This is a genomic window from Streptosporangium sp. NPDC049376 (assembly GCF_044466505.1).
GTDB lineage: Bacteria > Actinomycetota > Actinomycetes > Streptosporangiales > Streptosporangiaceae > Streptosporangium.
Genome location: NZ_JBITMT010000028.1, coordinates 51,905 through 77,600 on the forward strand (window position 1 = coordinate 51,905; position 25,696 = coordinate 77,600).

The 25,696-nt window shown below is 71.3% G+C and carries 10 protein-coding genes and 2 pseudogenes; 10 read left to right on the forward strand and 2 right to left on the reverse strand.

From position 1 onward, the window contains the following. Positions 1-443 precede the first annotated feature (443 nt). The 6 genes from ACIBVQ_RS37280 (at position 444) to ACIBVQ_RS37305 (ending at position 18,181) form a co-directional block, all read left to right on the forward strand. Positions 444-12,677 carry an amino acid adenylation domain-containing protein gene (locus ACIBVQ_RS37280; RefSeq protein WP_399183432.1) on the forward strand — a complete coding sequence of 4,078 codons (12,234 nt, stop codon included), beginning with the start codon at positions 444-446 and terminating at the stop codon, positions 12,675-12,677. Position 12,678: 1 nt separating this feature from the next. Further along, positions 12,679-13,917 (forward strand): serine hydrolase domain-containing protein, encoded by a 1,239-nt coding sequence (locus ACIBVQ_RS37285; protein WP_399183434.1) that lies wholly within the window; start codon positions 12,679-12,681, stop codon positions 13,915-13,917. Beyond that, the gene (locus ACIBVQ_RS37290; protein WP_399183436.1) at positions 13,914-15,146 is read left to right on the forward strand and encodes an MFS transporter; all 1,233 of its coding nucleotides are present in this window, start codon (positions 13,914-13,916) and stop codon (positions 15,144-15,146) included. The genes ACIBVQ_RS37285 and ACIBVQ_RS37290 overlap by 4 nt, the downstream gene beginning before the upstream one ends. A 393-nt stretch (positions 15,147-15,539) precedes the next feature. Beyond that, positions 15,540-16,550, forward strand: a complete 1,011-nt coding sequence (locus ACIBVQ_RS37295; protein ID WP_399183438.1) for an aldo/keto reductase — start codon at positions 15,540-15,542, stop codon at positions 16,548-16,550. Continuing rightward, positions 16,550-17,149 (forward strand): TetR family transcriptional regulator, encoded by a 600-nt coding sequence (locus ACIBVQ_RS37300; RefSeq protein ID WP_362783465.1) that lies wholly within the window; start codon positions 16,550-16,552, stop codon positions 17,147-17,149. The genes ACIBVQ_RS37295 and ACIBVQ_RS37300 overlap by 1 nt, the downstream gene beginning before the upstream one ends. Positions 17,150-17,245: 96 nt before the next feature. After that, positions 17,246-18,181, forward strand: coding sequence for an NADP-dependent oxidoreductase (locus ACIBVQ_RS37305; RefSeq protein WP_399183440.1), 936 nt, complete (start codon positions 17,246-17,248; stop codon positions 18,179-18,181). A 415-nt stretch (positions 18,182-18,596) separates the two neighbouring features. On the opposite strand, the pseudogene ACIBVQ_RS37310 reads toward ACIBVQ_RS37305, so the two are convergent. After that, a pseudogene (locus ACIBVQ_RS37310) lies at positions 18,597-19,261 on the reverse strand (transposase); the annotation flags it as partial. 449 nt (positions 19,262-19,710) lie between these two features. Here ACIBVQ_RS37310 and ACIBVQ_RS37315 point away from each other — a divergent pair. The 3 genes and pseudogenes from ACIBVQ_RS37315 to ACIBVQ_RS37325 form a co-directional block, all read left to right on the forward strand. After that, the gene (locus ACIBVQ_RS37315) at positions 19,711-20,307 is read left to right on the forward strand and encodes a hypothetical protein (RefSeq protein WP_399183442.1); all 597 of its coding nucleotides are present in this window, start codon (positions 19,711-19,713) and stop codon (positions 20,305-20,307) included. 381 nt (positions 20,308-20,688) lie between these two features. Then, positions 20,689-20,985: a hypothetical protein gene (locus tag ACIBVQ_RS37320; protein WP_399183444.1), complete on the forward strand. Its 297-nt coding sequence runs from the start codon at positions 20,689-20,691 to the stop codon at positions 20,983-20,985. 884 nt (positions 20,986-21,869) lie between these two features. Continuing rightward, positions 21,870-22,088: pseudogene (locus tag ACIBVQ_RS37325) on the forward strand (pentapeptide repeat-containing protein); the annotation flags it as partial. Positions 22,089-22,554: 466 nt separating this feature from the next. Here ACIBVQ_RS37325 and ACIBVQ_RS37330 read toward each other — a convergent pair. After that, positions 22,555-23,454, reverse strand: a complete 900-nt coding sequence (locus tag ACIBVQ_RS37330) for a LysR family transcriptional regulator (protein ID WP_399183446.1) — start codon at positions 23,452-23,454, stop codon at positions 22,555-22,557. Positions 23,455-23,583: 129 nt separating this feature from the next. On the opposite strand from ACIBVQ_RS37330, the gene ACIBVQ_RS37335 reads away from it, so the two are divergent. Continuing rightward, on the forward strand, positions 23,584-24,813 hold the full coding sequence (locus ACIBVQ_RS37335; RefSeq protein ID WP_399183448.1) for a serine hydrolase domain-containing protein: 1,230 nt from the start codon (positions 23,584-23,586) through the stop codon (positions 24,811-24,813). The last annotated feature ends 883 nt before the right edge of the window (positions 24,814-25,696 follow it).

Here is a 25,696-nt window from a genome sequence, read left to right on the forward strand (position 1 = left end):
CTGTGGGCGTTCCCGCGGCGCCTCTTGGCGTCGTAGGGGCGCGGCGGCTCCGATCGCCCGACGATGTCCTCGCGTCGCCGCCTCAAGAATTCGACCGTCTTCGCCGGGGAGGTCATGCCTTTCCCAGCGGTCTTCGGAAAACCGCCCCCGTTGCCGCGCTTTACGACAGCCCTGCACAGGGCGCCCATTTCGCTGGCGGAGCAACCGCTTTTTTGTGCTCGGCGATGGCGCGTTTTCCTGCTTTTCGTCGGAGGTGGCCGTTGAACTGGCTCTTTAGCCGTCGATTCAAGGCCCTGGAACCGCCGGGCCGGCGTTGAAAAGATCGGTTGTACCGGAAGTCCGCCTCCAGGGGTTCACAGCCTGCTCACCGCTGTTTCGGCGATGAGTGATCAGACGGGTTATCCAGGCGCGGCGAACACCGCAGGACATTGGAGAAACTCCCCGTGCATATCTCTTCCCCACGCGACGAGCGCATCCAGGCGTTGCCCGAGCACCTGCGCGAGCAGCTTCTGCGGCGCCTGTCAGGGCAGTCGTCGCCCGCCGAGGAGCCGATACCCGCGATCGACGGCTCAGGACCGCTGCCGCTCTCGCCTGCGCAGGAACGCCTCTGGTTCATGTACGAGCTGGATCCGGAAGCCATCGACTATCTCGTGCCGCTGATCGTGCGGCTCACCGGGCCGCTGGACGTGCCCACGCTGCGTGCCGGGCTGAACGCGCTGGTGGAACGGCATGAGACGCTGCGGTCGACGTTCGGGTCGCGTGACGGCCGTGGCGTGCGCGAGGTCGCGCCGCACATGGAGGTCCCGTTACAGGTCACCGACCTGACGGGGCGGCCGGGCGAGCTGGACCGCGTACTCGAACAGGAGGCGCGGCAGCCCTTCGACCTGCGGGAAGGTCCGGTGTTCCGGGCCCGGCTGATCAGGCTGGGCGAGCGTGAGCACGTGCTGACGGCCTACGCGCACCACATCGTCACCGACGGCTGGTCCTCGCGGCTGGTCCTGGACGACCTGGCCGCCCTGTACTCCGCCACGCTCGGCGGCGAACCGGCGGGCCTGGCGCCGCTGCCCCTGCGTTACGCGGACTACGCCGCCTGGCAACGGAATCTGACGGCGGGACCGCAGGCCGGGAAGCAGCTCGCGTACTGGCGCGACCGGCTGGACGGGTTCACGCCGATGGACCTGCCGACGGACCGCCCCCGCCCGCCGGTCAGGAGCTCGGCCGGGGCGCGGCACACGTTCGAGATCCCGGCCGAGGTGGTGGGGCGGCTGCGCGAGGCCGGCGAGCGCAACCGGGCGACGTTGTTCATGACGCTGGTCGCGGCCGTGCACCTGCTGCTGGCCCGGTACACGGGACGGCCTGACGTCGCGGTCGCGACCGTCGTGTCGGGCAGGGACCGGGTGGAGCTGGAGAACCTGGTCGGGTTCTTCGTCAACACGCTGGTCCTGCGTGGTGACGTGGACGAGGGCGTGTCGTTCGACGAGCTGCTGCGGCGTACGCGGGCGGGCGTGCTGGACGCGTTCGCCCACGACGGGGTGCCGTTCCAGCGGCTGGTGGAGGCGCTGCGGCCGGAACGTGACCCGAGCAGGCCGCCGCTCACCGAGGTCGCGGTCAATCTGCGTAACCTGCCGGCGGCGTCGGCGGCGTTCGCCGGCCTGCTGGCCGAGGAGTTGGAGCCGCCCGTGCTGGCGGCGAGCATGGATCTGTCGTTCGACTTCGCCGAGCGCGACGGGGCGCTGGCGGGGAGCGTGGCCTACAACGCGACGCTGTTCGACGCGGGGACGGCCGAGCGAATCGCGGCGCATCTGACGTGCCTGCTCAAGGAGGTCGCGGACGGCCCCGACCGGCCGCTGGCCGAGATCTCGTCGCTCGGCCAGGCCGAGCGGACGCTGCTGACGTCGCTGTGGTGCGGCGACGGGACCGGGCCGCCCGCGCGCACGGTGAGCGAGCTGTTCGCCGAGCAGGCCGAGGCCCGGCCGGACGCCGAGGCGGTGGTGTGCGGCCCGCGCTCGGTACGTTACGGGGAGCTGGCCGAGCGGGCCGAGCGCATCGCCGGGCTGCTGGCCGCCGAGGGCGCGGGGCCTGAGCGGTATGTTGCGGTGGCCCTGCCGCGCTCGATCGACATGGTCGCGGCCGTGCTGGGCGTGCTCCGCTCCGGCGCCGCCTACCTGCCGATCGACCTGGACTATCCGGCCGACCGGATCCGTACCATGATCGACGACACCGCGCCGGTGCTCACGCTCACCACCCGCGAGGGAGTGGACAGGCTGCCCCCGGGTGTGCCCGCCGTGGCGCTGGACGACCCGGCCGTCGAGAACGCCCTGACCGGCCCGCACCCCACCCCTCTCCCCGCCGTCAACCCCGATCACCCCGCCTACGTGATCTACACCTCGGGTTCCACAGGACGGCCCAAAGCCGTCGTGGTGACGCACGCGGGTGTGCACGACATGGTGCTCATCCAGCGGGAACGCCTGGGCGCCGGGCCGGACGCGCGGGTGTTGCAGTTCGCGTCGCTGAGCTTCGACGGCGCGTTCTGGGAGTTGGTGTGGGCGCTGCTGTCGGGCGGCACGCTGGTGATCGCCACCGACGAGGAGCGTCCGCCCGGCGCGCCGTTGGCCGGGCTGATGGCACGCGAGCGCGTCACCCACGCCGTGCTGCCGCCCACCGCGGTTTCGACGCTGCCGCCCGGCGGAGTGCCGTACGGCGCGGTGCTGATCGTGGCGGGCGAGACCTGCCCGCCGGAACTCGTGCGGACGTGGTCGCGGGGCCGGCGCCTGTTCAACGGGTACGGGCCAACCGAGACCATGGTGGGCGCGACTTTGGGCGGGCCTCTGACGGCGGCCGACGCCGATCCCGGACCGGTGCCGATCGGACGGCCCTTCCCGAGCATCAGGGCGTACGTGCTGGACGCGCGGCTGCGGCCGGCGCCGATCGGCGTGCCGGGCGAGCTGTATCTCGGTGGTACGCGGCTGGCGAGGGGGTATTCGAACCGGCCCGGGCTGACCGCCGAGCGGTTCGTGGCCGACCCGTACGGGCCGCCGGGCACGCGCATGTACCGCACGGGCGACAGGGCACGCTGGCTGGCCGACGGCAGGCTGGAGCACGCGGGCCGCGCCGACGACCAGGTCAAGCTGCGTGGGTTCCGTATCGAGCTGGGCGAGGTCGAGGCGGCGCTGGCCGCGCATCCCGCCGTGGTCACCGCCGCGGTGGCGGTCAAGGAGGACGCGGGCGGGGCAAAACGGCTGGTGGCCTACCCGGTGCCGGCCGACGGCGGGGTCACGCCGGGCGAGCTGCGCGACTTCCTGCGCCGGCGGCTGCCCGAGCACATGGTGCCCGCGGCGTTCGTGCCGTTGCCCGAGCTGCCGCTGACCCGCAGCGGAAAGGTCGACCGCCGTACGCTGCCGCCGCCACCCGGCGAGCGTGACAGCGGCGAGGAGTACGTCGAGCCGCGCACCCCCACCGAACGTGTCCTGGCGGGGGTGTGGTCGCGGGTGCTCGGCGTGGACCGGGTCGGTGTCCGGGACAACTTCTTCGACCTGGGCGGCGACTCCATCCTCGCGCTCCAGGTCGTGGCCGGGGCCAGGGCGCAGGGACTGGAGGTCGCGCCGCGGCAGATGTTCCTGCGCCAGAACGTCGCCGACCTGGCCGTGGCGGCGGCCCTCGTCCCCGCGGGGCGTGAGGACCACGCGGGCGGGGACGAGCGGGTGAGCGGCGACGTGCCGCTGACGCCGATCCAGCACTGGTTCCTGGAGAACATGGCCGACAGCCTGTCCCGCTTCAACCAGGCGGTCTGCCTGGAGCTGGCCCCCGACGTGGACGAGGACGCGCTCGAAGCCGCCCTGCGCGCCCTGGTCGAGTGGCACGACGCGTTGCGCCTGCGGCTGGAGCGGGACGGCGACGGTGGGTGGCGCCAGCACAACGCCGAGACCGAGCACGGCACGATCCTGCGCAGGGCGGAACGGCCCGGCGAGGAAGCCGAGATCACGTTCGCGCCGGACAGCGGGCCGCTGGTCAAGGCCCTGCTGGTCACGTCCGGCGAGTCCAGGCGGCTGTACCTGGCCGTCCATCACCTGGCCGTGGACGGCGTTTCGTGGCGGATCCTGCTGCCCGACCTGGAGACCGCCCTGCGGCAGGCCGCGGCGGGTGAGCCGATCAGGCTCGGGCCGCGTACCACCTCGTTCCGCTCCTGGTCGCTGCGGTTGCGCGAGCATGCCCTCTCGGGCGGTTTCGACGACGAGCTGGACCATTGGCGACGCACCCGTGAGCTGGCGAGGAGCGCGGCGGTGCTGCCACTGGACGGCGGCGGCGAGAACCTGGCCGGTGACCTGCGTACGGTGACCAGCACTGTCGGCCCCGAGGTCACCCGGCGGCTGATGCGCGAGGTGCCGGAGGCGTACCGGGCGCGGATGGACGACGTGCTGCTCGGCGCGCTCGGCCGGGTGCTGACCGGGTGGGCGGGCGGTGACCGGGTGCTGGTCGAGGTGGAGGGCCACGGCCGCGAGGAACTGTTCCCGGAGGTGGACCTGTCGAGGACGGTCGGGTGGTTCACCACGGTCTCGCCCCTGGTGCTGCACGTGCCGGGCGGTGACTGGGGTGACCTGCTCAAGTCCGTGAAGGAGCAGGTCAGAGCCGTTCCTTCGCGCGGTCTCGGGTACGGCGCGCTGCGTTACCTGTCCCCTTCAGGGGAGGAGCTGCGTGACGACCCGAAGCCGCAGGTCGCCTTCAACTATCTGGGGCGCATGGACGCCCACGGCTCGCCCGGCGGCCCGTTCCCGCGCTTGCTGCCCGTCCCCGAGGGCACCGAGCGCGTCCCGGGGCAGGTTCGGGCTCACCTGCTGGAGGTCAACGCCGTCGTACGCGACGACCGGCTGGAGATCGGCTGGTCGTACTCGGCCCGGCTGCACCGCGAGGAGACCGTGAACCGGCTGGCCGGGCAGCTCGTGGCGGCGCTCGGGGAGATCGCCGAGCACTGCGCGCGTCCCGGGGCGGGCGGGTGCACGCCGTCCGACTTCCCGCTGGCGCGGCTGGACCAGGCGGCGCTGGACGGGATCGCGGGCGACGGCCGGGCCGTCGAGGACGTCTACCCGCTCACGCCCGTGCAGAGCGGCCTGCTGTTCCACTCGCTGTCCGACCCCGCGGGCGACACCTACGCCTCGCACTTCAACCTGCTGCTCGATGGCGTGGACGATCCGGATCGGCTGGTGCGCGCCTGGCAGGAGGTGGCCGCGGACATCCCGGCGCTGCGTACCGCGGTCGTGTGGGAGGGGGTGCCCGAGCCGCTGCAGGTCGTGCGGCGCGACGCCACGATCCCCGTCGAGCGTCACGACTGGCGCGCGCTGACCGAGGAGGCCAGGAGCGCCGAGGCCGCGCGCATGTGGGAGGGCCGTGCCCGGTGGCGGCTCGACCTGGGCCGGGCGCCACTGATGCGGCTGGCCGTGGCGCGGCTGTCCGACACGCGGGTGCGGGTGTTCTGGACGGCGCATCACCTGCTGCTCGACGGCTGGAGCGCGGCACAGGTGCTGACCCAGGTGTTCGAGCGGTACGCGGGTCGCACGCATCCGGCGCGCAGGCCGTACCGGGACTATGTGGAGTGGCTGGGGCGGCAGGATCGGGCGGCGGCGGAGGCGCACTGGCGGCGGGAGCTGGACGGGTTCACCGCGGCGACGCCGCTCCCGTTCGACCGGCCGCCGGTCAGGGCGCACGGGTCGCGCTCGGCCGCCGCCGTACGGCTGAGCCTGTCGCCCGAACGTTCGCACGCGTTGTACGAGCGGGCCCGCCGCGCCCGGCTGACGGTGAACACGCTGCTCCAGGGCGCCTGGGCGATCCTGCTCTCACGGTACTCGGGCGAGCGCGACGTGTGCTTCGGCGCCACGGTCTCCGGCCGCCCCTCCGGACTGCCGGGGTCGGAGTCGATCGTCGGCCTGTTCATCAACATGCTGCCCGTGCGCGTGGACGTGGACGGCGACGCCGACCTGATCGGCTGGCTGCGCGGGCTGCAGGATTCTCAGGTCGAAGGCCGCCAGTACGACTACCTGTCCCCCGCGGACGTGCAGAGATGCGCCGGCCTGGCGGGCGGTGTGCCGCTGTTCGACAGCGTCATGGTGTTTGAGAACTACCCGGAGGCCGCCGGTGACCATGGCGTCCGCGTGCTGGAGCACACCGGTGACGAGCACGGCAACTACCCGCTCATGATCACCGCGTACGCGGCGGGCGAGCTGACCCTGGCGCTCGACTACGACCCGGGCCTGTTCGACGCGGGTACCGCGGAGCGGCTGCTCGGCCACCTGGAGACGATGCTCGGCGCGTTCGCCGGCGACGAGACCTGCCGGGTGTCGGAGCTGCCTGTCATGCCGGAGTCCGAGCGGCATCGGCTGCTCGTGGAGTGGAACGACACCGTCGTCCCCTTCCCCGCCGCCGGTCCCGTGCACGAGCTGTTCGCGGAGCAGGCCGCCCGCACCCCCGACGCCACCGCCGTGAGCTGTGGCGAAACCGCGCTGAGCTTCGCCGCCCTGGACGAGCGGGCCAACCGGCTGGCTCACCACCTGATCGGGCTGGGCGCGCGGCCCGGAACGCTGGTCGGCGTGTGCGTCGAACGCGGCTTGGACGCCGTCGTCGCGCTGCTCGGCGTGCTCAAGTCGGGCGCGGCGTTCGTGCCACTCGACCCCGACCATCCGCCTCGGGTCCTCGAATCCATGCTGGAGGACGCCGCCGCCCCGATCGTGGTCACCCAGACGAGGCTGCTCGACCGGCTGGAACGCGGCCGGGCGGCGTTCGTCTGCCTCGACGACGCCGACCTGGCCGGGCACCCCGCCACCGCGCCCCACACGGACGTGACCCCCGGCGACCTGGCGTACGTGATCTACACGTCGGGCTCGACCGGGAGACCGAAGGGCGTGATGGTCGAGCATCGCCACGTCTGCCACATGCTGCGTGCCTGGGACGCCCGTTACGGCCTGGCGGGGACCTCGCCCCGATGCCTGTCGGTCTCCAGCCAGTCGGTGGACCTGTTCTTCGGCGACTTCCTGCTGTCGGCGGTGCTCGGCGGCGAGATGATCATCTGTCCGAGCGGACGGCTCGGCGACCCGCTCGCCATCGCCCGCCTGATCGAGAACACGCGCGCGGAACTCCTGGTGACCGTGCCCGCGCTGGCCCGCGCCATCGCCGAGGAGCTGGACGGTCCCGGCTCGCTGCGGGTGCTGATGGTCGGCTCCGAGGGCTGGCCGGTCGGCGAGGCCCGGCGCATACTCGACCGGCTCGGCTCCGGCACCGTCATCGTGAACGCCTACGGCGCCACCGAGACGACCGTTGACTCGACGGTGTTCCAGCTCGGCACCGGCCCGATGGGGCACAGGACGTACGTGCCGATCGGGCGGCCCTTCGCCAACACCCGCGTGTACGTGCTGGACGCCGAAAGGCGGCCGGTGCCCATCGGCGTGGTCGGCGAGATCCACATCGCCGGTGACGGGGTGGCGCGCGGCTACTGGAACCGGCCCGACCTGACCGAGGAACGCTTCTCACCCGACCCGTTCGCCCCGGGACGCATGTACCGGACCGGCGATCTCGGCCGCCGCAGGGCCGACGGCGTACTGGAGATCGTCGGGCGGGTCGACGACCAGGTCAAGGTACGCGGGTTCCGTGTCGAGCCAGGCGAGGTCGAATCGGCGCTGGTCGCGCATCCCCAGGTCGCCGCCGCCGCGGTGGCCGGACGGCAGGACGAGGCGGGGCGGACGCGGCTCGTCGCGTACGTCGTTCCCACCGGCGAGCAGGCACCCGACCCGGCCGTACTGCGGGCGTTCCTGGCCGGGCGGGTGTCGGCTCAGGCGGTGCCGTCGGCGTACGTCAGGATCGACGCGCTGCCGATGACCCCGAGCGGCACGCTGAACCGGCGCGCCCTGCCCGCCCCCGCCGGCCTGCTCGACGCCGCCGTGCCCCATGTCCCGCCGCGCGACACCACGGAGAGGCTGCTCGCCGGGATCTGGGCCGAGGTGCTGCGCCGCGATCCGGCGGGGATCGGCGTCGAGGACGACTTCTTCGACCTGGGCGGCGACTCGATCCTCAGCATCCAGGTGATCTCGCGGGTACGTGCGGCGCTCGGCGCCGCGCCCTCGCCCCGCCAGCTCTTCGACACGCCCACCATCGCCTCCTTCGCCAGGACGCTCGGGGCCGCCGCGCCGCAGGAGGCCATCGGGCGGGCGGACGGCGACGACGGCCTGCCGCTGTCGTTCGCGCAGCAGCGGCTGTGGTTCCTGAGCGAGTTCGAGCCGGACAGCTCCGAGTACAACACCGTGTTCGGCCTGCGTCTGTCCGGTGAGGTGGACGTGGCCGCGCTGCGTACCGCGCTCGACCGGCTGGTGACCAGACACGAGTCGCTGCGTACGGTCTTCGGCGACGTCGAAGGCCGCGGCGTGCAGTCCATCCTGCCGCCCGGACCGTTGCCGCTGCGCGTGATCGACGTGTCCGGCCACGACGACCCCGAGTCCGCGACGCACGGCCTTCTCGGGCGGGAGGCGTCCCTGCCCTTCGACCTGCGCCGCGGCCCGCTGCTGCGGGCCACCCTGATCAGGATGGGACGGGACGAGCACGCGTTCGCGCTGGTCATGCACCACATCGTGACCGACGGCTGGTCGATGGGCGTGCTCGCCGCCGAGCTCGGCGCCTGTTACGCGGCCGCGCTGCGCGGCGACACCCCCGAGCTGGCGCCGCTGCCGATCAGGTACGCCGACTACGCGGCCTGGCAGCGCCGCCACCCGTCCGACCCGTCCTACTGGCGGGAGCGGCTGGCCGGGCTCACCCCCCTGGCCCTGCCCACCGACCACCCACGCCCCCCGGTACGGCGGGCCGACGGCGCGATCCGCCTGCTCGACCTCCCGGCGCACACGCTGGACGGGCTGAAGGCGGTGGCCAGACAGCATGACGCGACCCTGTTCATGGTGCTGGTCGCGGCCACCACGATCCTGCTGTCCAGGATCTGCGGCCAACGGGACGTCGCCGTCGGCACCGCCGCCTCGGGACGCGGGCGCGCCGAGCTGGAAGGGCTGGTCGGGTTCTTCGTCAACACGGTCGTGCTGCGGTCCACGGTGACCGAGTCGTCGTCGTTCGCGGCGTTCCTGGCGCAGGTCAGGAATACGGTGCTGGAGGCGTTCGAACACGACGACGTACCGTTCGAGCAACTCGTCGAGGTGTTGCGGCCCGAACGAGACCCGAGCAGGAACCCGCTCGTCGACGTCATGGTCGTCCTGGACAACACGCCCTCGGCCGACCCCGATCTGCCGGGGCTGCGCACCACGCCACTGCCCGCGGTCTCCGACCAGGTCAGCCACGACCTGACCGTGGACTTCCTGGAGCACGGCGGCCGGCTGACCGCCGCCGTCGGCTACGGCACCGCGCTGTTCGACCACTCGACCGCCGACCGTCTGGCCGGGCACCTGACGACCCTGCTCAACGCCATCGCCGCAGGTCATCAGGGTTCCGTGGCGGAGCTGTCGATCATGACGGACACGGAGCTCAAGCAGGCCGTGACCGGCTGGCAGGACACCCGCCGGGACACCCCGCCCGCCCTGTTCGCCGAACTGTTCGAGGAGTGCGCGGCGGCGAACGCCGACCGTACCGCGCTCGTCTTCGGTGACCGCGCGCTCACCTTCGCCGAGCTCGACGCCCGCGCCAACCGCCTGGCGCACCTGCTGCGCGCCCGGGGGGCCGGACCCGAGACGCTGGTGGGGCTCGCGGGCTCACGCAGCGAATGGACCGTGGTCGCGCTGCTGGCCGTGCTCAAGGCCGGGGCCGCCTACCTGCCGCTGGATCCCGGACTGCCTCGGGAGCGGATGGCGTACATGCTGGACGACGCCCGGCCGCTGATCGTCCTCGCCGACCGCGACTCCACGTTCGAACCGCCCGAGCCTGTGGACGTCGTCCTGCTGGACGATCCCGCGCTGCTGGACGGCCTGCCTGACACGCGGCCCGGCGTGCGGCCGCATCCGGCGCACCCGGCATACGTGATCTACACGTCGGGCTCGACGGGACGGCCAAAGGGCGTGGTCGTCGAGCACCGGGGACTCGCCAACCTGTTCCTCGACCACAGGGCCGACCTCATGCGCGCCGAGACCACCCAGCCGATCAAGGCGGGGGTGACCGCGGCGTTCACGTTCGACACCTCTTTGGAGGGCGTGCTGTGGATGACCGACGGCCACGAGCTGCACGTGATCGACGACCTCACCAGACGCGACCCGGAAGCGCTGATCGACTACGTCGCCCGGCACCGGATCGACCTGCTGGACCTCACGCCCTCCTACGCCGAACAGCTCACCGCACGCGGCCTGCTCACCTCCGCCCGTCACCGACCCGCCGTACTCATGCTGGGCGGTGAGGCGGTCGGCGAGCAGCTCTGGCGCGAGCTGCGCGACGCGCCCGGCACCACCGGCTACAACTACTACGGGCCGACCGAGTGCACGGTCGACACCCTGTACTGCAGACTGTCGGACAGCGAGCGGCCCGTCGTGGGCAGGCCCACCTGGAACACCAGGGCGTACGTGCTGGACGACCGGCTCCGCCCGGTGCCCGTCGGGGTCGCGGGAGAGCTGTACCTGGCCGGTGACCAGCTCGCGCGCGGCTACCTCAACCGGCCGGGCCTGACCGCGGAACGGTTCGTGGCCGGGCCTTTCGAGGAGCCGGGCGGCCGCATGTACCGGACGGGCGACCTGGCCAGGTGGCGGCCCGACGGGCTGATCGAGTACTTGGGCCGCACCGACGACCAGGTCAAGGTGCGCGGCTTCCGTATCGAGCCGGGCGAGATCGAGGCCGTGCTCTGCGAGCACCCGGACGTGGCGCAGGCCGCCGCGGCCGTGTTCGACGACCCGGGGTCGCCGCGCATCGCCGCGTACGTGGTCCCCGTTCCCGGGGCCGCGCCCGAGCCCGGCGCGCTGCGCGACTTCGCCAAACGCTCACTGCCCGGGTACATGGTGCCGCACCTCTTCGTGACGCTGGCGGATCTGCCGCTGAACACCAGCGGGAAGGTCGACCGCCGCGCCCTGCCCGCTCCCGGCGCGACGGCGGCGGCGGGCACGGACCGGCTCCCCCCGCGCGACGACGTCGAACGGGCTCTGGCCGAGGCGTGGGCCGAAGTGCTCGGCGTGGACGCGGACTCGTTCGGGGTCGAGGACAACTTCTTCGACCTCGGCGGCGACTCCATCCTCAGCATGCAGATGGTGGCCAGGGCCAGGCAGGCGGGGGTGTGGATCACGTCCAAGGACCTTTTCCTGCACCAGACGATCGCCGAACTGGCACCCGTCGCCCAGCCGGTCGCCGAGACCGCCTCCTCCGGTGCGGTCGTGGACGGGCCGGTGCCGCTGACGCCCGTGCAGCGCGAGTTCCTGCTGCCGCGGCGGGTCGCGCCGCACCACTACAACCAGTCGATGCTGGTGGAGCTGTCCGGCCCGGTCGGCGAGCCCGCGCTGCGGGCCGCGCTCGCCGCCCTGGCCGAACGGCACGACGCCCTCAGGCTCCGCTTCGAACGTGACCGCTCCCGGCCCCGCACCGGGGACTGGTCGCAGCTCGCCGTGCCCGCGCCGGCCGTCCCGCTGACCTGCCACGACCTGTCCCATCTGACGGACGAGGCCGAGCTGCGAGCCGCGGCGAACGAACTGGCCACCGACGCCGATCTGGGGTTCGACCTGCAGCATGGCCCCCTGTGGTCCGCCCTGCTCCTCGACCTCGGCGCGGAACGGCGGCCCTGGCTGTACCTGACCGCGCACCACCTCATCGTGGACGCCGTGTCCTGGCGAATCCTGACCGAGGATCTGGAGACCGCCTACCGGCAGGCGGCAGGCGGCGCACCCGTCGATCTCGGGCCCGCGACCTCGCCGTTCCGCCAGTGGGCGGCCCGGCTGGCCGAGCACACGGCGGCGGGCGGGCTCGACGGTGAGGCGGCGTACTGGACCGGCCTGCCCGATCCCGCGCCGCTGCCCACGGACCACGACGGCGAGAGCCTCGTCGGCTCGGTCTCGACCGCGCCGTGCTCGTTGTCCGAGCACGAGACCCGGGCGCTCGTGCGCGGCGCGCCTGCCGTGTTCCGTGCCCGGCTGAGCGAGGTGCTGATCGGCGCGCTGGCCTGGACGCTGTGCCGGTGGACGGGCCAGGAGCAGGTCGTGATCGGCCTGGAGGGACACGGCCGTGAGGACGTCTTCGACGACCTCGACCTGACCAGGACCGTCGGCTGGTTCACCAGCGAATACCCGGCCGCCCTGACCGTGCCCGGCGGCAACGACTGGGCGGCGCTGGTCAGGACCGTGCGCGCGCAGCTTCGCGCGATCCCCGGCAACGGCCTCGGGTACGGCCTGCTGCGCCACCTCAGCCCGCCCGGCTCCCCCGGCACCGCACTCGCCGGCCGGCCGCGCCCGCAGGTCGCCTTCAACTACCACGGCCAGTCCGGCACCGCGCCGGGAGAAGGCCTCTACCACGCCTTCCACGACCCGATCGGGCAGGAGCAGAGCCCGCTGGAACACGTCGGTCACCCGTTGGAGATCGTCGGCGCGATCCGCGACCGCCACCTGACCTTCGACTGGTACTACTCGCAGAACCTGTACGACCCGTCCACGGTGTCGAAGCTCGCGGAGGACTTCGCCGGCGCGCTGCGTTCCCTGGCCCGCCACGCCGAGCGGCGTTCGGCGCCCCGCGAGGAGGTCTGACATGGACGTTCTCGCCCTCCCCGCCACCGCACTGGCCGGCCTGCTGGCCGAACTGGCGCGCGAGCACCACGTCCCGGGCGCGCAGCTCGCCGTCCGCCACGACGGCCGTACGGTGAGCGCCGGGTACGGCGTCGAGACCCACGGCGGAGAGGCGGCCGTGACGGAGGCGACGGCGTTCCCGCTGGGCTCGCTGACCAAGCCGTTCACGGCCACGCTGGCCGCCATGCTGGCCGACGACGGTGACCTGACCTTCGACGGCCCGCTGCCCGGCGGGGTCGAAGGGGTGACTCTGCGTGGCCTGCTCAGTCATACCTCGGGCCTGGCCGCCGACGGCGACGTACGGCACCCCGCCGTTCTGCGGGTGGGCCGGGCGTTCTCCTACTCCAACCTCGGCTACGAGCTGGTGGGCCGCCTGGTCGGCCAGGTCACCGGGATGACCTGGTGGGAGGCGGTCGAGGAACTACTGCTGACCCCGCTGGGCATCGAAGCGTCGTACGCGACGGGACGGCGTACCGGTCGCCGTACCGCGACCGGCCACAGCGTGCATCCGGCGACAGGTCGCGTCGTGCCGGTGGCGCAGGAGCAGGAGACCCCCGGTCAGGCCCCTTCCGGCGCGCTCGCGCTGAGCGCGACCGACCTCGTCACCCTGGCTCGGCTCCACCTGGCCGACCCTGACCTGCCCGTCCTGCTCGACCGGCGTACCCTTCACGAGCTGCGCGAGGACCAGCTGGCCGGGATCGAGATCGGGCCGTACGGGCTGGCGGACGGCTGGTGCCTGGGCTGGTCGGCGCACCACCGCGACGGCCTCGACTGGTACGGCCACGACGGCACCGGCGAGGGCACCTCCTGCCATCTGAGGTTCGAGCCCTCACAACGAACCGTCGTCGCGCTCACCACGAACGCGGACACCGGGCTCGCCCTGTGGCGCGACCTCACCGAACGGCTGGCCCTCCACGGGATCGCCCCCGGCGACCACCGCCCGCTCGCGGGCTCGGGACCACCCGTGGCGCCGCCGCCCGGGTGCACGGGCACATACGTGAACGGCGGATCGGCCTTCGAGGTCACCAGCGGCGGCGGCGGGCTGCGTCTGCGGTCGGCAGGGCCGATCACCTGCTACCGGGGCGGGGTGTTCGAGATCGGCGAGGGCCACGCGGGGCGGTTCATCACCCTGGGCGGCGACATCGACCTGATCCAGGTGTCAGGCCGTTTGGCCCGCCGGGCGGGGAGCCCCGGAGCATGAAGGAAGCCGCCGTGGAGACCGTCGCTCCCCCGCTCGCGCGTAACAGGCGTTACGCGATCCTGTGGAGCGGACAGTTCCTGTCGGAGTTCGGCAACGAGATCAACTTCGTCGCGTTCCCGCTGCTGATCCTGGCCATGTCGGGCTCCGCGTTGCAGGCCGGGCTGGCCTCGTCGCTGGTCGCGGCCGGTCACATGCTGGCCAACCTGCCCGCCGGTGTGGTCGCCGACCGGTGGGACAGGCGCAGGACGCTGCTGCTGTGCCAGGGCGGCCGGGCGCTGGCCGTGGCGTCGGTGGCGGTCGCCGTCTGGCTGGACGCGTTCTCGTTCCCGCACGTCCTGCTCGTGGCACTGATCGACGGGCTGCTCGGGGCGGCTTTCGAACCTGCGGAGCAGGCCGCGCTTCCGCAGGTCGTACCGGAGTCCCAGTTGTCGCGGGCGGTCGCGGCCAACACGGCGAGACCGTTCATCGCGACGCTGCTGGGCCCGGCGCTCGCCGGGTTCCTGTTCGCGGTTGAGCAGGCGATGCCGTTCGCGCTGGACGGCCTGATGCTGGCGCTCTCGTTCGCGGCGCTGATGTTCCTCCGGCTGCCCGCGCGCCCCGCGCCCGCGGAGCCCGCCCGGGGTGCGGGAGGGGATCTCGTGGCCGGGCTCCGGTGGGTGCTGGGGCAGCGGTTGATCAGGACGACGCTGGTGTGGATGGCGGTGTCCAACCTCGTGTTCACCGCGCTGATGATCATCGTGCTGGCGATGTCGCACGAGGACAAGGTGGGTGCGGGCGTGATCGGCCTGACCATGGCCTGCATGGGCGCGGGCGGGCTGCTCGGCGCGGCGCTGGCCGACCGGCTGCACGCCCTGCTGCCCGCTCCGGTCATCATCATCGGTTTCTCGTGGATGACGGCCCTGCTGACCGGGCTGATGGCGCTCGTGCCCGGCGGCCTGCCGCTGGGGCTGCTGCTGGGCTGTACCGCGTTCTTCGCGCCGCTGGCGAACACGACGATCCTGACGTACCAGATCACGGTCACTCCGGACAGGCTGCGCGGCCGGCTGACCGGCATCGTCGGGTTGTGCTCCGGCGGCGCGGCGGCGCTCGGGCCGCTGCTCGGCGGCGCCCTCATGACCGCCGGTGGAACGGGGCCCGGCGGCATACTGAGCTGCGCCGCCGCCCTCAGCGTCATCGCGCTGGCGACCACGCTCACCCCGGCACTCCGCCGTTTCCCCACCACCGGCTAAAGCGAACTCAGGCCCTCGCAGGAAACGTCACCGAACGTCAGCCGGGAGAGCGTCTGAGGTTGAAAGGCTGAAGCCGCGGCGGTTCGAGGGGCAGGCCAGCCTGGGCGACGAAGCCGTCGAGCAGCGCAGGACGGTACCGCATCCGTTCGAGCCTGGTCTTGACCAGTGTGGTGGACCGTTCGGCGTTATCGGGAGCGAGGTTGGCCGGGCCCCGTTTGAGAACCGGCCGCACTCCTTCGGCCGGGTTCGGTTCCGGGGCATCCAGCGGCGCCGCGAACCGGACAGGTCCGAAGCCTTGACCTCGAAGAGACCGCCACGCTCCGGTTCCTTAACGATCAAGGTGTCAGGTTACAAGTTTTGACATCTGTTACCAGCCTGCTTAGTGTTTCTCGTATGGAGCAGAGGACACTCGGCGCCGACGTCCATGTGGGGGCGGTCGGGCTCGGTTGCGCAGGTATGTCCGGCGCGTACGGGCGCAGCGCCGACGAACAGAGCATCGCGACGTTTCGCAACGCGCTCGACACCGGGATCACGTTCATCGACACGGCCGACCACTACGGGATGGGGCACAACGAGACGCTCATCGGGCAGGCGCTGCGATCCGCCGATCGCGACCGCGCCGTGGTGAGCGTGAAGTTCGGCGCGCTGTTCGGCGTGGACGGCAGCGTGCGCGGCGTCAACGGCCGACCGGACGCGATCCCGAACTTCCTGGGCTACTCGCTGCAGCGGCTGGGCATCGACTATGTGGACATCTATCGCCCGGCCAGGCTGGATCCCGTTGTCCCGATCGAGGAGACCGTCGGCGCCGTCGCCGAGATGGTGCAGAAGGGCTACGTGCGCGGCATCGGGCTGTCCGAGGTCGGCGCCGAGACGATCCGCCGTGCCCACGCCGTGCACCCGATCACCGATGTCCAGATCGAGTACTCACTGTTCAGCCGCGGTGTCGAAGACGAGATCCTGCCCACCTGCCGCGAACTGGGCATCGGCGTCACCGCCTACGGGGTACTCGCCCAAGGAATGCTGACCGGGACGTGGCGGCCGTCGGCCGGCGACGCACGGCATCGCGGGCACCTGCCCCGCTTCGCCGCCGGAAACATCGAGACCAACCTCGCGCTGGTCGGACGGCTGCGGGAGATCGCCACCTCCCGCGGTGTCACGGTCGCACAGCTCGCGATCGCGTGGGTGCTCGCACAGGGTCGCGTGCACCGGGACATCGTCGCGCTGGTCGGGGCCAGCCGGCCGCACAGCGTCACCGAGGCGGTGGACGCCACCGGTCTGCGGCTGACCGAGGACGACCTGGACGCGATTGAGCAGGCCGTCCCCCGAGGGGCGGTCGCGGGAGAACGCTACGCCCCCGCCCTGCTCGCGCTACTGGACAGCGAGCGAACGGGCGGCGGACGCTGATGCCCGCCCGAACCCCGCTGGACGCGAACGCCATCCTGGCAGCCACCGAGGAGATCCTGCGGCGCCACGGACCGGACAAGGCAACGGTCGTCGACGTCGCCCGGGCACTCGGGGTCAGCCACGCCGCCGTCTACAAGCACTTCCCCTCCAAGCAGGCGCTGCGCGAGGCCGTGACCCGGCGCTGGCTCGACCGCAACCGCGACGCCCTCGCCGTCATCGCCGCTGACAGCGCGGTTGCGCCGGCGCGGCGGCTGCGTACCTGGCTGCACGCCGTCCTGGCCGTGAAGCAGGCCAAGATTCGCCAGGACCCGGAGCTGTTCGCCGCCTATGGAATCCTCGCCGCCGCGCACAGCAGCGTCGCCACCGACCACGTCGCCGATCTCCTGGGCCAGCTGACGGCCATCATCGCTGACGGCGCCGCCGACGGCAGCCTTCGCACCGACGACGCGGCGGCCACCGCCCGCGTGGTCTTCAACGCCACTGCCAAGTTCCACCATCTCGCCCACGCGGCCGAATGGCAGAACCCCGGCGTCGGCGCCGAGCTCGACGAGGTGTGCAGCCTGCTGCTTGAGGGTCTTCACGCCCCCGCATCGCCGTAGCCGAACCGGGTCGATCATCCGCCGCGACTCGTCAACGGCGTGGCCGGCCCTGCCCACCGCCACCCCGGCGGCAACGAACAAGGAGTACGAACGACCATGGTTCAAGCAATCGGAGTGACCCAGCCAGGCGGACCGGACGCTCTTGGCGAGTTCGACCTGGTGGCCGAACCGATCGGTCCCGGTCAGGTCAGGATCCGGGTGAGCAGCGCCACGGTGAACCCGGTCGACACGGTGATCCGTTCTCGTCCGCGGCAGGATGAGGCGGACGCGGTGCGGGTGCCGGGCATGGAGGTCGCCGGTGTGATCACCGAGATCGGCCCCGCTGTCGACCGTCCGTTCGCGATCGGGGACGCCGTCATGGCCATCGTGGTGCCCTCAGGTGCGCACGGCGGCTACCGGGCAGACCTCGTCGTGCCGGCACGCTCGGTCGCGAGGATCCCGGCCGGGCTCTCGGACGTCCAGGCCGCCACCATCCCGATGAACGGGCTCACCGCCCGGCTCGCACTTGACACGCTGGCGCTCCCGGCCGGCGCGACGGTCGCCGTCACCGGTGCGGCCGGTACCGTCGGCGGGTACTTCGTCCAGCTCGCCAAGCGGGCCGGACTGGTCGTCGTCGCAGACGCCGCCCGGCAGGACGAGACCTTCGTCCGCGAGTGCGGAGCCGACGAGACTGTGCCGCGGGGGGACGACTTCGCCGCGATGGTCCGCCGCCGCCACCCGGGCGGCGTCGACGGGCTCGTCGACGCCGCCGTGCTGGAGGCCGCCGCTCTCCCTGCCGTCAAGGACGGCGGCACCGTCGCCACCCTCCGCGGTTACCAGGGCGACGGGACCGGCCGGGTCCGCGTCGTCCCGATCTTCGTCCGCCACTACGTCGAGGCCGCGGCCAAGCTCGACCGGCTCGCCGAACTCGCCGGTGAGGGACGACTCACCGTCCGCGTGGCCGGCGAACTGCCGGCCTCCCGAGCCGGCGACGCGCATCGCTCGCTCGAACGGCGTGGCGTTCGCGGGCGGTTCGTCCTACGGTTCGGCTGACCGGCCCTCGCGGAGGGCCGCACACGACTCCCGAAAACGTCGTCACCACGGAAGAAACCGTCGCCGCCGTCGAACCGCGAAGGCCGGCCGAGACGAACCTGCTGCTTGTGCGGTAGTGACAGCACCCGTTGGGCGGCCATACGGATCTCGGCCATGGCGTTGAAAACGTCCATGGATGGTCGCGGGCCGTGCGGGCCTGGGGTGCTGTTAACCAACGTGTCATAGGCCGCCAAACCTCGAAGATCCCTAGCCTGACCTTCTGTGATGCCGAAGCCGAAGTACCTCACGCAGCACGGGCGCTTCCCGCGCGGGCGGAGTTTCCTGACGAGGTGGTCGACTACGCCGCGAAGCAGACCGGGTCACGTCCAGCGAAGTGGTGTATGAGCTGACCTTCGCGTGATCCTATTTCTGCAGGTTAAGCGGTAAGTGTCTGCGGTAGAGGATTATGGGCCGGTGTGTCGCCGGTAAGAACGCGCATCCGGCACTTGGCCAGGGCGTCGAGTCCCATGTAGCGGCGGGCCTCGGTCCACTCATCGGTCTGCTCGGCCAAAACCGCACCGACAAGACGGACAATCGCGGCCCGGTCCGGGAAGATGCCGACCACGTCGGTACGGCGGCGGATCTCCTTGTTCAACCGCTCCTGCGGATTGTTGGACCAGACCTGCCGCCAGGTCTCCTTCGGGAAGGCGACGAAGGCCGGTAGGTCTTCGCGAGCGGCTTCCAGGTGCTCGCACGCGGCCGGAAACTTCGCCTCCAGCGCGTCGATCACCCAGGCATGCTGAGCGCGTACCTGCTCGGCGGCAGGCTGGTCGAAGACGGTGCGCACCAGGGTGGCCACCCACGGCTGCGCCGACTTCGGGACGGTGGCAGCAGACTGCGCAGGTAGTGGGTGCGGCATCTCTGCCAGGACGCGCCCGCCAAGGTCGCGCCGATCGCCTCGACCAGGCCAGGACGGGCGTCGGAGACGACCAGCTGCACCCCGCCCAGGCCGCGGGCCACCAAGCCCCGCAGGAACCTCAGCCAGCCGGCGCCGTTCTCGGCCGAAGACACCTCCAGCCCGAGGGGTTGCCGCCTGCGTTCACGGCCGTGGCGACCAGGACGCGCATGTTTTCGAACTTGATCTTCGCTACTCGAAGGATCACGCGATGGCCGTCACCATTTCCCGGCGCCACTCTTGCGACCAGGTCAAACTCGTACACCACCTCCGTGGACGCAACCCCGACAGGATCCAGGTTCTGTCCGATGTGGCCAGCTCAGAACTGATGGCCGTGAACTGGAGAAACGTCCCCGCCCTCAGCTCTACCGCCAAAATCTGTACCGATCCCCCGGTGGCCGGTCAGAGGTGTCCGGGGTGAAGAACTGCGGGGGGGGGTGGCTCCTGGGTGGTATGGCCGGCCCCAAGTATTTCCACATCGTAGTCAATTAACTACGATAGGTAGCGACTGGTTGCCGTCGATCCCCACGACACCCCGGGCAGAGCGCCCGCTCATCAGCTGCGGAAACATCCTTCGCCCAGAAAAGGAGCCTCCATGCGCCGCTTGCGGCCCCTGCCCGTCCTGGCCCTGGCCACCGCCTTGACCACCCTGACCGGCGTGCCCGGCTTTCCGACACCTGCCCAGGCCGCTTCCTCCTTCGCCGAGGCGGCACCCGCTGCCGACTCCGCGGCCCGGGCGGTCGGCGAGGGCCCGGGTTGCGGCGGCCACCAGGCCGACTGGCGCTCGGCCACCCTTGCCGCGGGCTTCTCCGGCTCGGTGCGGGCCACCTTCTGGAACGGCCGCAGCGGCCCTTATGGCCAGCGCCGGATCGCCCTGGTGCCCGGCGGCGTGATCCCGAGCCTGCCCAACGGCGGCCTGGCGGTCATCAGCGGCAGCATCGAGGACACTTTCGCCGGGCAGCCGGACGCCTTCAACGGCACCGCCGCCGTCGCCGGGCGCGGCTACACCTGGACGATCACCCCCCGCAGCGACTATCCCCGCCGCCCGGGGGGCACCGCCAGCCTGCTCAATCCCCAGTGCGCCGCCGGCAGCACCAAGGTCACCACCGCCACCTACCACTACCAGTCCAGCCCAGCCACCGGCTCGGTCTTCGTCCGCACCCTCGACGGAACCGTGACCCGAACTGGGTGAGGGCCTGCGCTACCGGACGTGTCCCCAGCCGCCTACGAGCGTCCGCAGCAGGAGCTGGACACGCTGCCCGCCGACTGCGCGCTGCCTCGTTCGTCGCCGCGCTTGCCGAACTGGCCGAGTTCCAGGCCACTCGGCAAGCGGCCGGCCTCGACCGGGAAGCATCTGATCAGAGCCTGGATCGGGGTGGGGTCGGCGCCCGTGCGGAGCTTGCTGAACGCCCGACACCTCTGCGGCCCCTGGGAAGGTAGCCCTTCGGAACGGGCGGCGCCATGAGGTGACGGTAACCGCCCGGCAGGTGCCTGCATCAGTGAAGCGAAGCGCGGGTCACCACATGAACGAAGATCACTTCCTGGCCAACAGCTTCAGAGAAGAATGTGTTGAATGCGCAGCATCACCGATCTTGAAGCCATCATCGGGCCATCCCGTGTTCCGCCTCCACCCGTGAACTGGACACTCATCGAAGAAGGCACCGGCCTGGTGTTCCCGGACGACTACAAGGACTGGGCTTCGAGATACTCCACCCTGGAGTTCGACGAGTTCCTCCTCGTGGGCCATCCCGGAACCTTCACCGACGTGCTGGTCGGTCTGCTGAACGGGCACGTCCGGTGCCCCATGTTCGGGCCGGAAGGACTCGTAGGGGCGACCGTGGAGGAGGCTGGGTGGATTCGCGAATCTTGAGTGAGAGAGCCCGCCAGTAGTCAGACCCGTACCCCTCAAGGGCAGAAACGGCCGCCGAGATCAGGCGATTTCTCTGAAACCGCAGGCTGCGGGCGTAGGTGCTTCCCGTAACGATCAGACGGCATCAGGCCGGGGCCAGGCTGCGGACGGCTGGAATGAAAGCCATGCCGTTACTTCCACGTCGCCGCCCCCGTCCTTCCCTTCGCCGAACCGTCACGGTGACGCCTCCGCCGTTGCATACGCCCCGGTCGGCTCTGTGGTGGATCGTCTGCGTGACCGTGCTGGTGGCCGTCACGTTGTGGTGGCTTCTGGCCGACCCGGCCGCCTCCGTTCCCGCCCCGAGCCCTGGCGTCGGAGGTGGGGTGGGAAGCGTGCGGGGGGGAGATGCTGCGCACCGCGCTGGCCACCGGGGCCGCGGTCGGGGCGGCGGTCACGCTGGTGCTGGCCTTCCGCCGTCAGCACCACCAGGAGGTCACCGCCGCGCACACCACCCGCGACGCGACCGAGCGCCGGGTGACCGACCTGTACACGAAGGCGGTCGAGCAGCTCGGTCACGAGGCCGCCGCGGTACGGCTGGGCGGCCTGTACGCGCTGGAGTGTCTGGCCCAAGACAACCCCGGGCACCGGCAGACCATCGTCAACGTCATCTGCGCGTATCTGAGGATGCCGTGGGCGTCGCCCAGCGGTGTCCGGCAGGACCTGGCGCCCGCCGTCCCGCGCGCCGCCATCGCCGGAGCCTCCGCCCCCGCCACCGGACGCGACCCACACGAGGAACTTCAGGTTCGCCTCACTGCCCAGCGCACCCTGGAAGACCACCTCCACGATGACCGCGCACCGGGTGAGCGCATCGCCGAACCGGCCGGCCCCCGGTTCTGGGAAGGCATGTGCGTCGACCTGACCGGAGCCATCCTCACCAACCTGAACTTCACCTGCTGCCACTCCGCAGGGCGATCTCTGTCGGGGCGACCTTCACCGGGGGCGCCAGATTCGATGGGGCGATCATCGGGAACGCCGCGTTCGACGGGGCGGCCTTCACCGGGAGCACCGAGTTCGCCAGGGCGACTTTCACCGGGGACGCCAGGTTCTATAGGGCGACCTTCAGCGGGAACGCATGGTTCGACGAGGCGACCTTCACCGGCGGTGCCCGATTGTTCGGCGCGACAGCTGTTCCTCTAGAGGGTCATAGGTGGCCGGATGGATGGCGTTTGGAGGTGAGGTCCGGCGGCGAGGGCCGTCTGGTCGAAGACAGCGCGGCTGATGAGCCGGGACCGGTCGACGACGCCTCAGAGGAGAAGGCACGATCGAGCAACGCCTGACTGCGGCTGGTGGATCAGGCAGGGGTGTTCCCGCCGTCTGCAGGTGCGTCCTGCTCGTCGGCGCCGAACAGCGTCAGCTGCTCGGCAAGCGGCTCGGCACTGGTGAGTTTCAGGCACCGGCGACAGGTGACCGGCCCGCAGTCTGGGTGGGCGGCGCCCAGGTCCCAGCCGCTGACACCGACCACGCACGCCGGGCCAGCCACCCGGATCGTCCCGGTGACGGCGTGGTAGGCGCCGCGTTCGCGTTCGGCCGTTACAGGTGGAGAGGGCCGAGGTCGGTGATGAGGTCGAGGAACGCGCGGATGACGTCGGATTCGGCGTCGGCGCGCCACACCGGTGCCCAGCGCGAGTCGGGCACGCCCGTGATGGGGATGTAGGCGATGTCGGGGCGGGTGTGGTAGCGCACGGCGTGCGCGTGGACCGGAGCGACGATCTCGCCGTTGGCGACGATGGCGACCAGCTCCATCCAGTCGGCGACCGTCGGTCCGACGCGGATGGGATGCCCGCTCGGGGTTCTGAACGGGACCACCGCGGCGCGCCAGTAGTCGGGGACGTCGGCGGCCAGGGTGGTCTCGGCGGCCAGATCCTCGTACGTGACGGACTCGCGTTGCGCCAGCCGGTGCCGGATCCCGACGGCGAGCACGAACGGCTCGGTGAACATGAGCGGGCCGACGGCCAGGTCGGGTTCGCGGACCGGCAGCCACAGCACCGCGAGGTCGAGGTCGCCACGGCGCAGACCGGCGAACGGCCTGCCGAACGGGATCGAGCGGAGCTGGATCGGATGCTCGGGGTGGCGGGAGGCGAACTCGTCGAAGACCGGGCGCAGGTCGTCGAGCGGGCCTCCGCCGACGATCCCGAGCCGGAGCGGGGTGCCGGCCGCCGCCGTCCCGGTGCTGGCCGTAAGGCGGGCGTTGTCCAGGCCCTTGCGCAGAGCCTGGTAGGCCGGCTGCAGGTCGTCGCGCAGGCGGCGGCCGAGCGCGGTCAGCGCCACGTGGTGCGATGAGCGGTCGAACAGCAGCGCCCCGATCTGCCGCTCCTGCTTCTTGACCGACTGGCTGACCCGGGCCGGCGTCAGCCGCAGCCGCTGGGCCGTACGACCGAAATGCAGCTCTTCGGCGAGGGTCAGGAAGATCTCGATGTCGCGCAGTTCCACGGACGTATCTTCCCCGATGGCGGTAAGCATCGCTTAACGCCGGTTGCCGAGTTGAGCGTTGCCGCTGCTGAGCGGGCCGATGATGCTGGCTCTCGCGAAAAGAAGGCGCGCGAGAGGAAAGGCGTGACGATGAGCGACGTCGGTAACGGATTCACCACAGCGGGGATGTCCAGACTGCGCGGCCTGCTGAACCGGTATGTCGAGTCCGGGCAGATTCCCGGCTTGGTGGCCTTGGTGAGCCGGGGTGAGGAGGTCCACGTCGAGGCGGCCGGGACGATGCGGCACGACGGCGGCCCGGCGATGCGCCGGGACACGATCTTCCGGATGGCCTCGACCACGAAGCCGGTGACGATGGCCGCAGCGATGGTGCTGCTGGACGAGTGCCGTATCCGGCTGGACGATCCGGTGCAGGAATGGCTGCCGGAACTGGCCGATCGGCAGGTGCTCGTCCGCCCGGACGGCCCCCTTGACGACACCGTCCCGGCCCATCGCCCGATCACGGTGCGGGACGTGCTGAGCTCGACCTTCGGGCTTGGGATCGACCTGCCGCTGATGGCCGCGCCGATCGGCGCGAAGGTTATGGAGGTCGCCTACTACAGTCCAGCGGCCGGATCCGCGGTCGACCCCGACGCATGGCTCCGGCTCCTCGGCGGGATCCCGCTGTCCTACCAGCCGGGACAGCGCTGGCAGTACGAACTCAGCCACGACGTGCTGAGCATGCTCGTCGCCCGGGTGACGGGTCAGACGCTGGGCGATTTCCTGGGCGAGCGGGTCTTCGAGCCGCTGGGCATGCGCGACACCGGATTCTGGGTCGGCGAAGCCGCGATCGACCGGCTGCCGCCCTGCTACATGCCCGACCCGGGCACCGGGGAGTTCCACGTGTGGGACGAAGCCGCCGGCGGCAGTTTCAGCAAGCCGCCGATGTTCCATCGTGGCGGTGGAGGGCTGGTGTCCACCGTGGACGACTACCACACCTACTTCCGGATGCTGCTGGCCGGCGGAGTCCATCACGGCCGACGGATCCTGTCGCGTCCCGCGGTGGAGCTGATGACCACCAACCGGCTGGGGGCCGAGGTGCAGGCCCTGCGCCATCAGATGGCTGTCAGCAACGTGCACCTGTCGTACGGGCAGGGGCAGCACGGTGGCTGGGGGTTCGGCATGGCCGTCCGGACACACCGCGGCGATTACTCGCCGATCGGGCAGTTCGGGTGGGATGGCGGCACCGGGACGTCGGTCTACGCCGACCCCTACCACGGGGTCACCGGCATCCTGCTGACGCAGGTCGGACTGTCCGTGCCCGCTCCCGCGCGGCTCATCCATGACTTCTGGACCACCGTCTACCAGGCCATCGACGCATAGCCGCGATGCCCGCTTGCGGGCTTCTTCTTGTTGATCATCCCCGTTACGGTTGTGGTGATGTCGACGAGGTTCATTCGCCTCCCGTGACGACGATCCCGCGCAGACCGGGCCCTGCCGCATCCATGCCCGGCTCGCAGGCGTCGGGATGGGGCAGGTGTTCCTGGGCCGCTCCCCACACGATTCACAAGTCCGCTGCGAAGGTATGCGGGGCCCTTCGCTCGCTGATACGCAGGGCCCCGCGTCGGGCGCCGTGCCTCGGAAGGTGGGAAACCTCATCGAGGGTGGGATCGGGCCACGGCACCCGGTCCAGAAGCCGGAGACCCGTCGGCGCCGGCCGAGGACTGTGCGGACGTAGCCCCAATTGGCCTGGCGGCGCGTCAGTGGATGCACAGTCGCTGGGCCCGTGACGGCTCAGGCTGGTCAGGGAGGTCTGCGATGCGGGCGACGGAGTCGGCCCAGGACTCCTAAAGCCACGCCCAGGGGCGAAGTAGCGGTCTAACCACAGGTCAGCGGGCTCCCGAAGCTGCGACGAACTGCAAAGCAGGCGGGCCGGTCCAGCTCAGCACGGGTTTCCGTCCGCTCGCCAGGGCCGAGTCTCGGCGGCCCGTCCCGGGTCGGCATCGGGGACCGGATCGGCGAAGCGATCGGAGTCAGAGCCGTGACCTGGAACAATGCGGTTCCGGTGACCGGACACAGAGTCGTAGTCCTGTCCGGTCGGCCTCCTGCTTTGCCCCTGGCCGTAGCTTCGGGAGTCCTGGGCCATGCCGTCTGACCCGCCCTCGTCGGCCGGCAGGGATCTCGCAATGGTCGGGCGTTGACTTTGTCGCAAGTTATGACGCACCATATTGATACAAAGCTTGCGACAAAGGAGGCGCTGTGACCC

Coding starts and splice junctions, on each gene's coding strand:
- ACIBVQ_RS37285 (WP_399183434.1), top strand. CDS start 12,679: ATGGACGTTCTCGCCCTCCCCGCCACCGCACTGGCCGGCCTGCTGGCC.
- ACIBVQ_RS37290 (WP_399183436.1), top strand. CDS start 13,914: ATGAAGGAAGCCGCCGTGGAGACCGTCGCTCCCCCGCTCGCGCGTAAC.
- ACIBVQ_RS37295 (WP_399183438.1), top strand. CDS start 15,540: ATGGAGCAGAGGACACTCGGCGCCGACGTCCATGTGGGGGCGGTCGGG.
- ACIBVQ_RS37300 (WP_362783465.1), top strand. CDS start 16,550: ATGCCCGCCCGAACCCCGCTGGACGCGAACGCCATCCTGGCAGCCACC.
- ACIBVQ_RS37305 (WP_399183440.1), top strand. CDS start 17,246: ATGGTTCAAGCAATCGGAGTGACCCAGCCAGGCGGACCGGACGCTCTT.
- ACIBVQ_RS37315 (WP_399183442.1), top strand. CDS start 19,711: ATGCGCCGCTTGCGGCCCCTGCCCGTCCTGGCCCTGGCCACCGCCTTG.
- ACIBVQ_RS37320 (WP_399183444.1), top strand. CDS start 20,689: ATGCGCAGCATCACCGATCTTGAAGCCATCATCGGGCCATCCCGTGTT.
- ACIBVQ_RS37335 (WP_399183448.1), top strand. CDS start 23,584: ATGAGCGACGTCGGTAACGGATTCACCACAGCGGGGATGTCCAGACTG.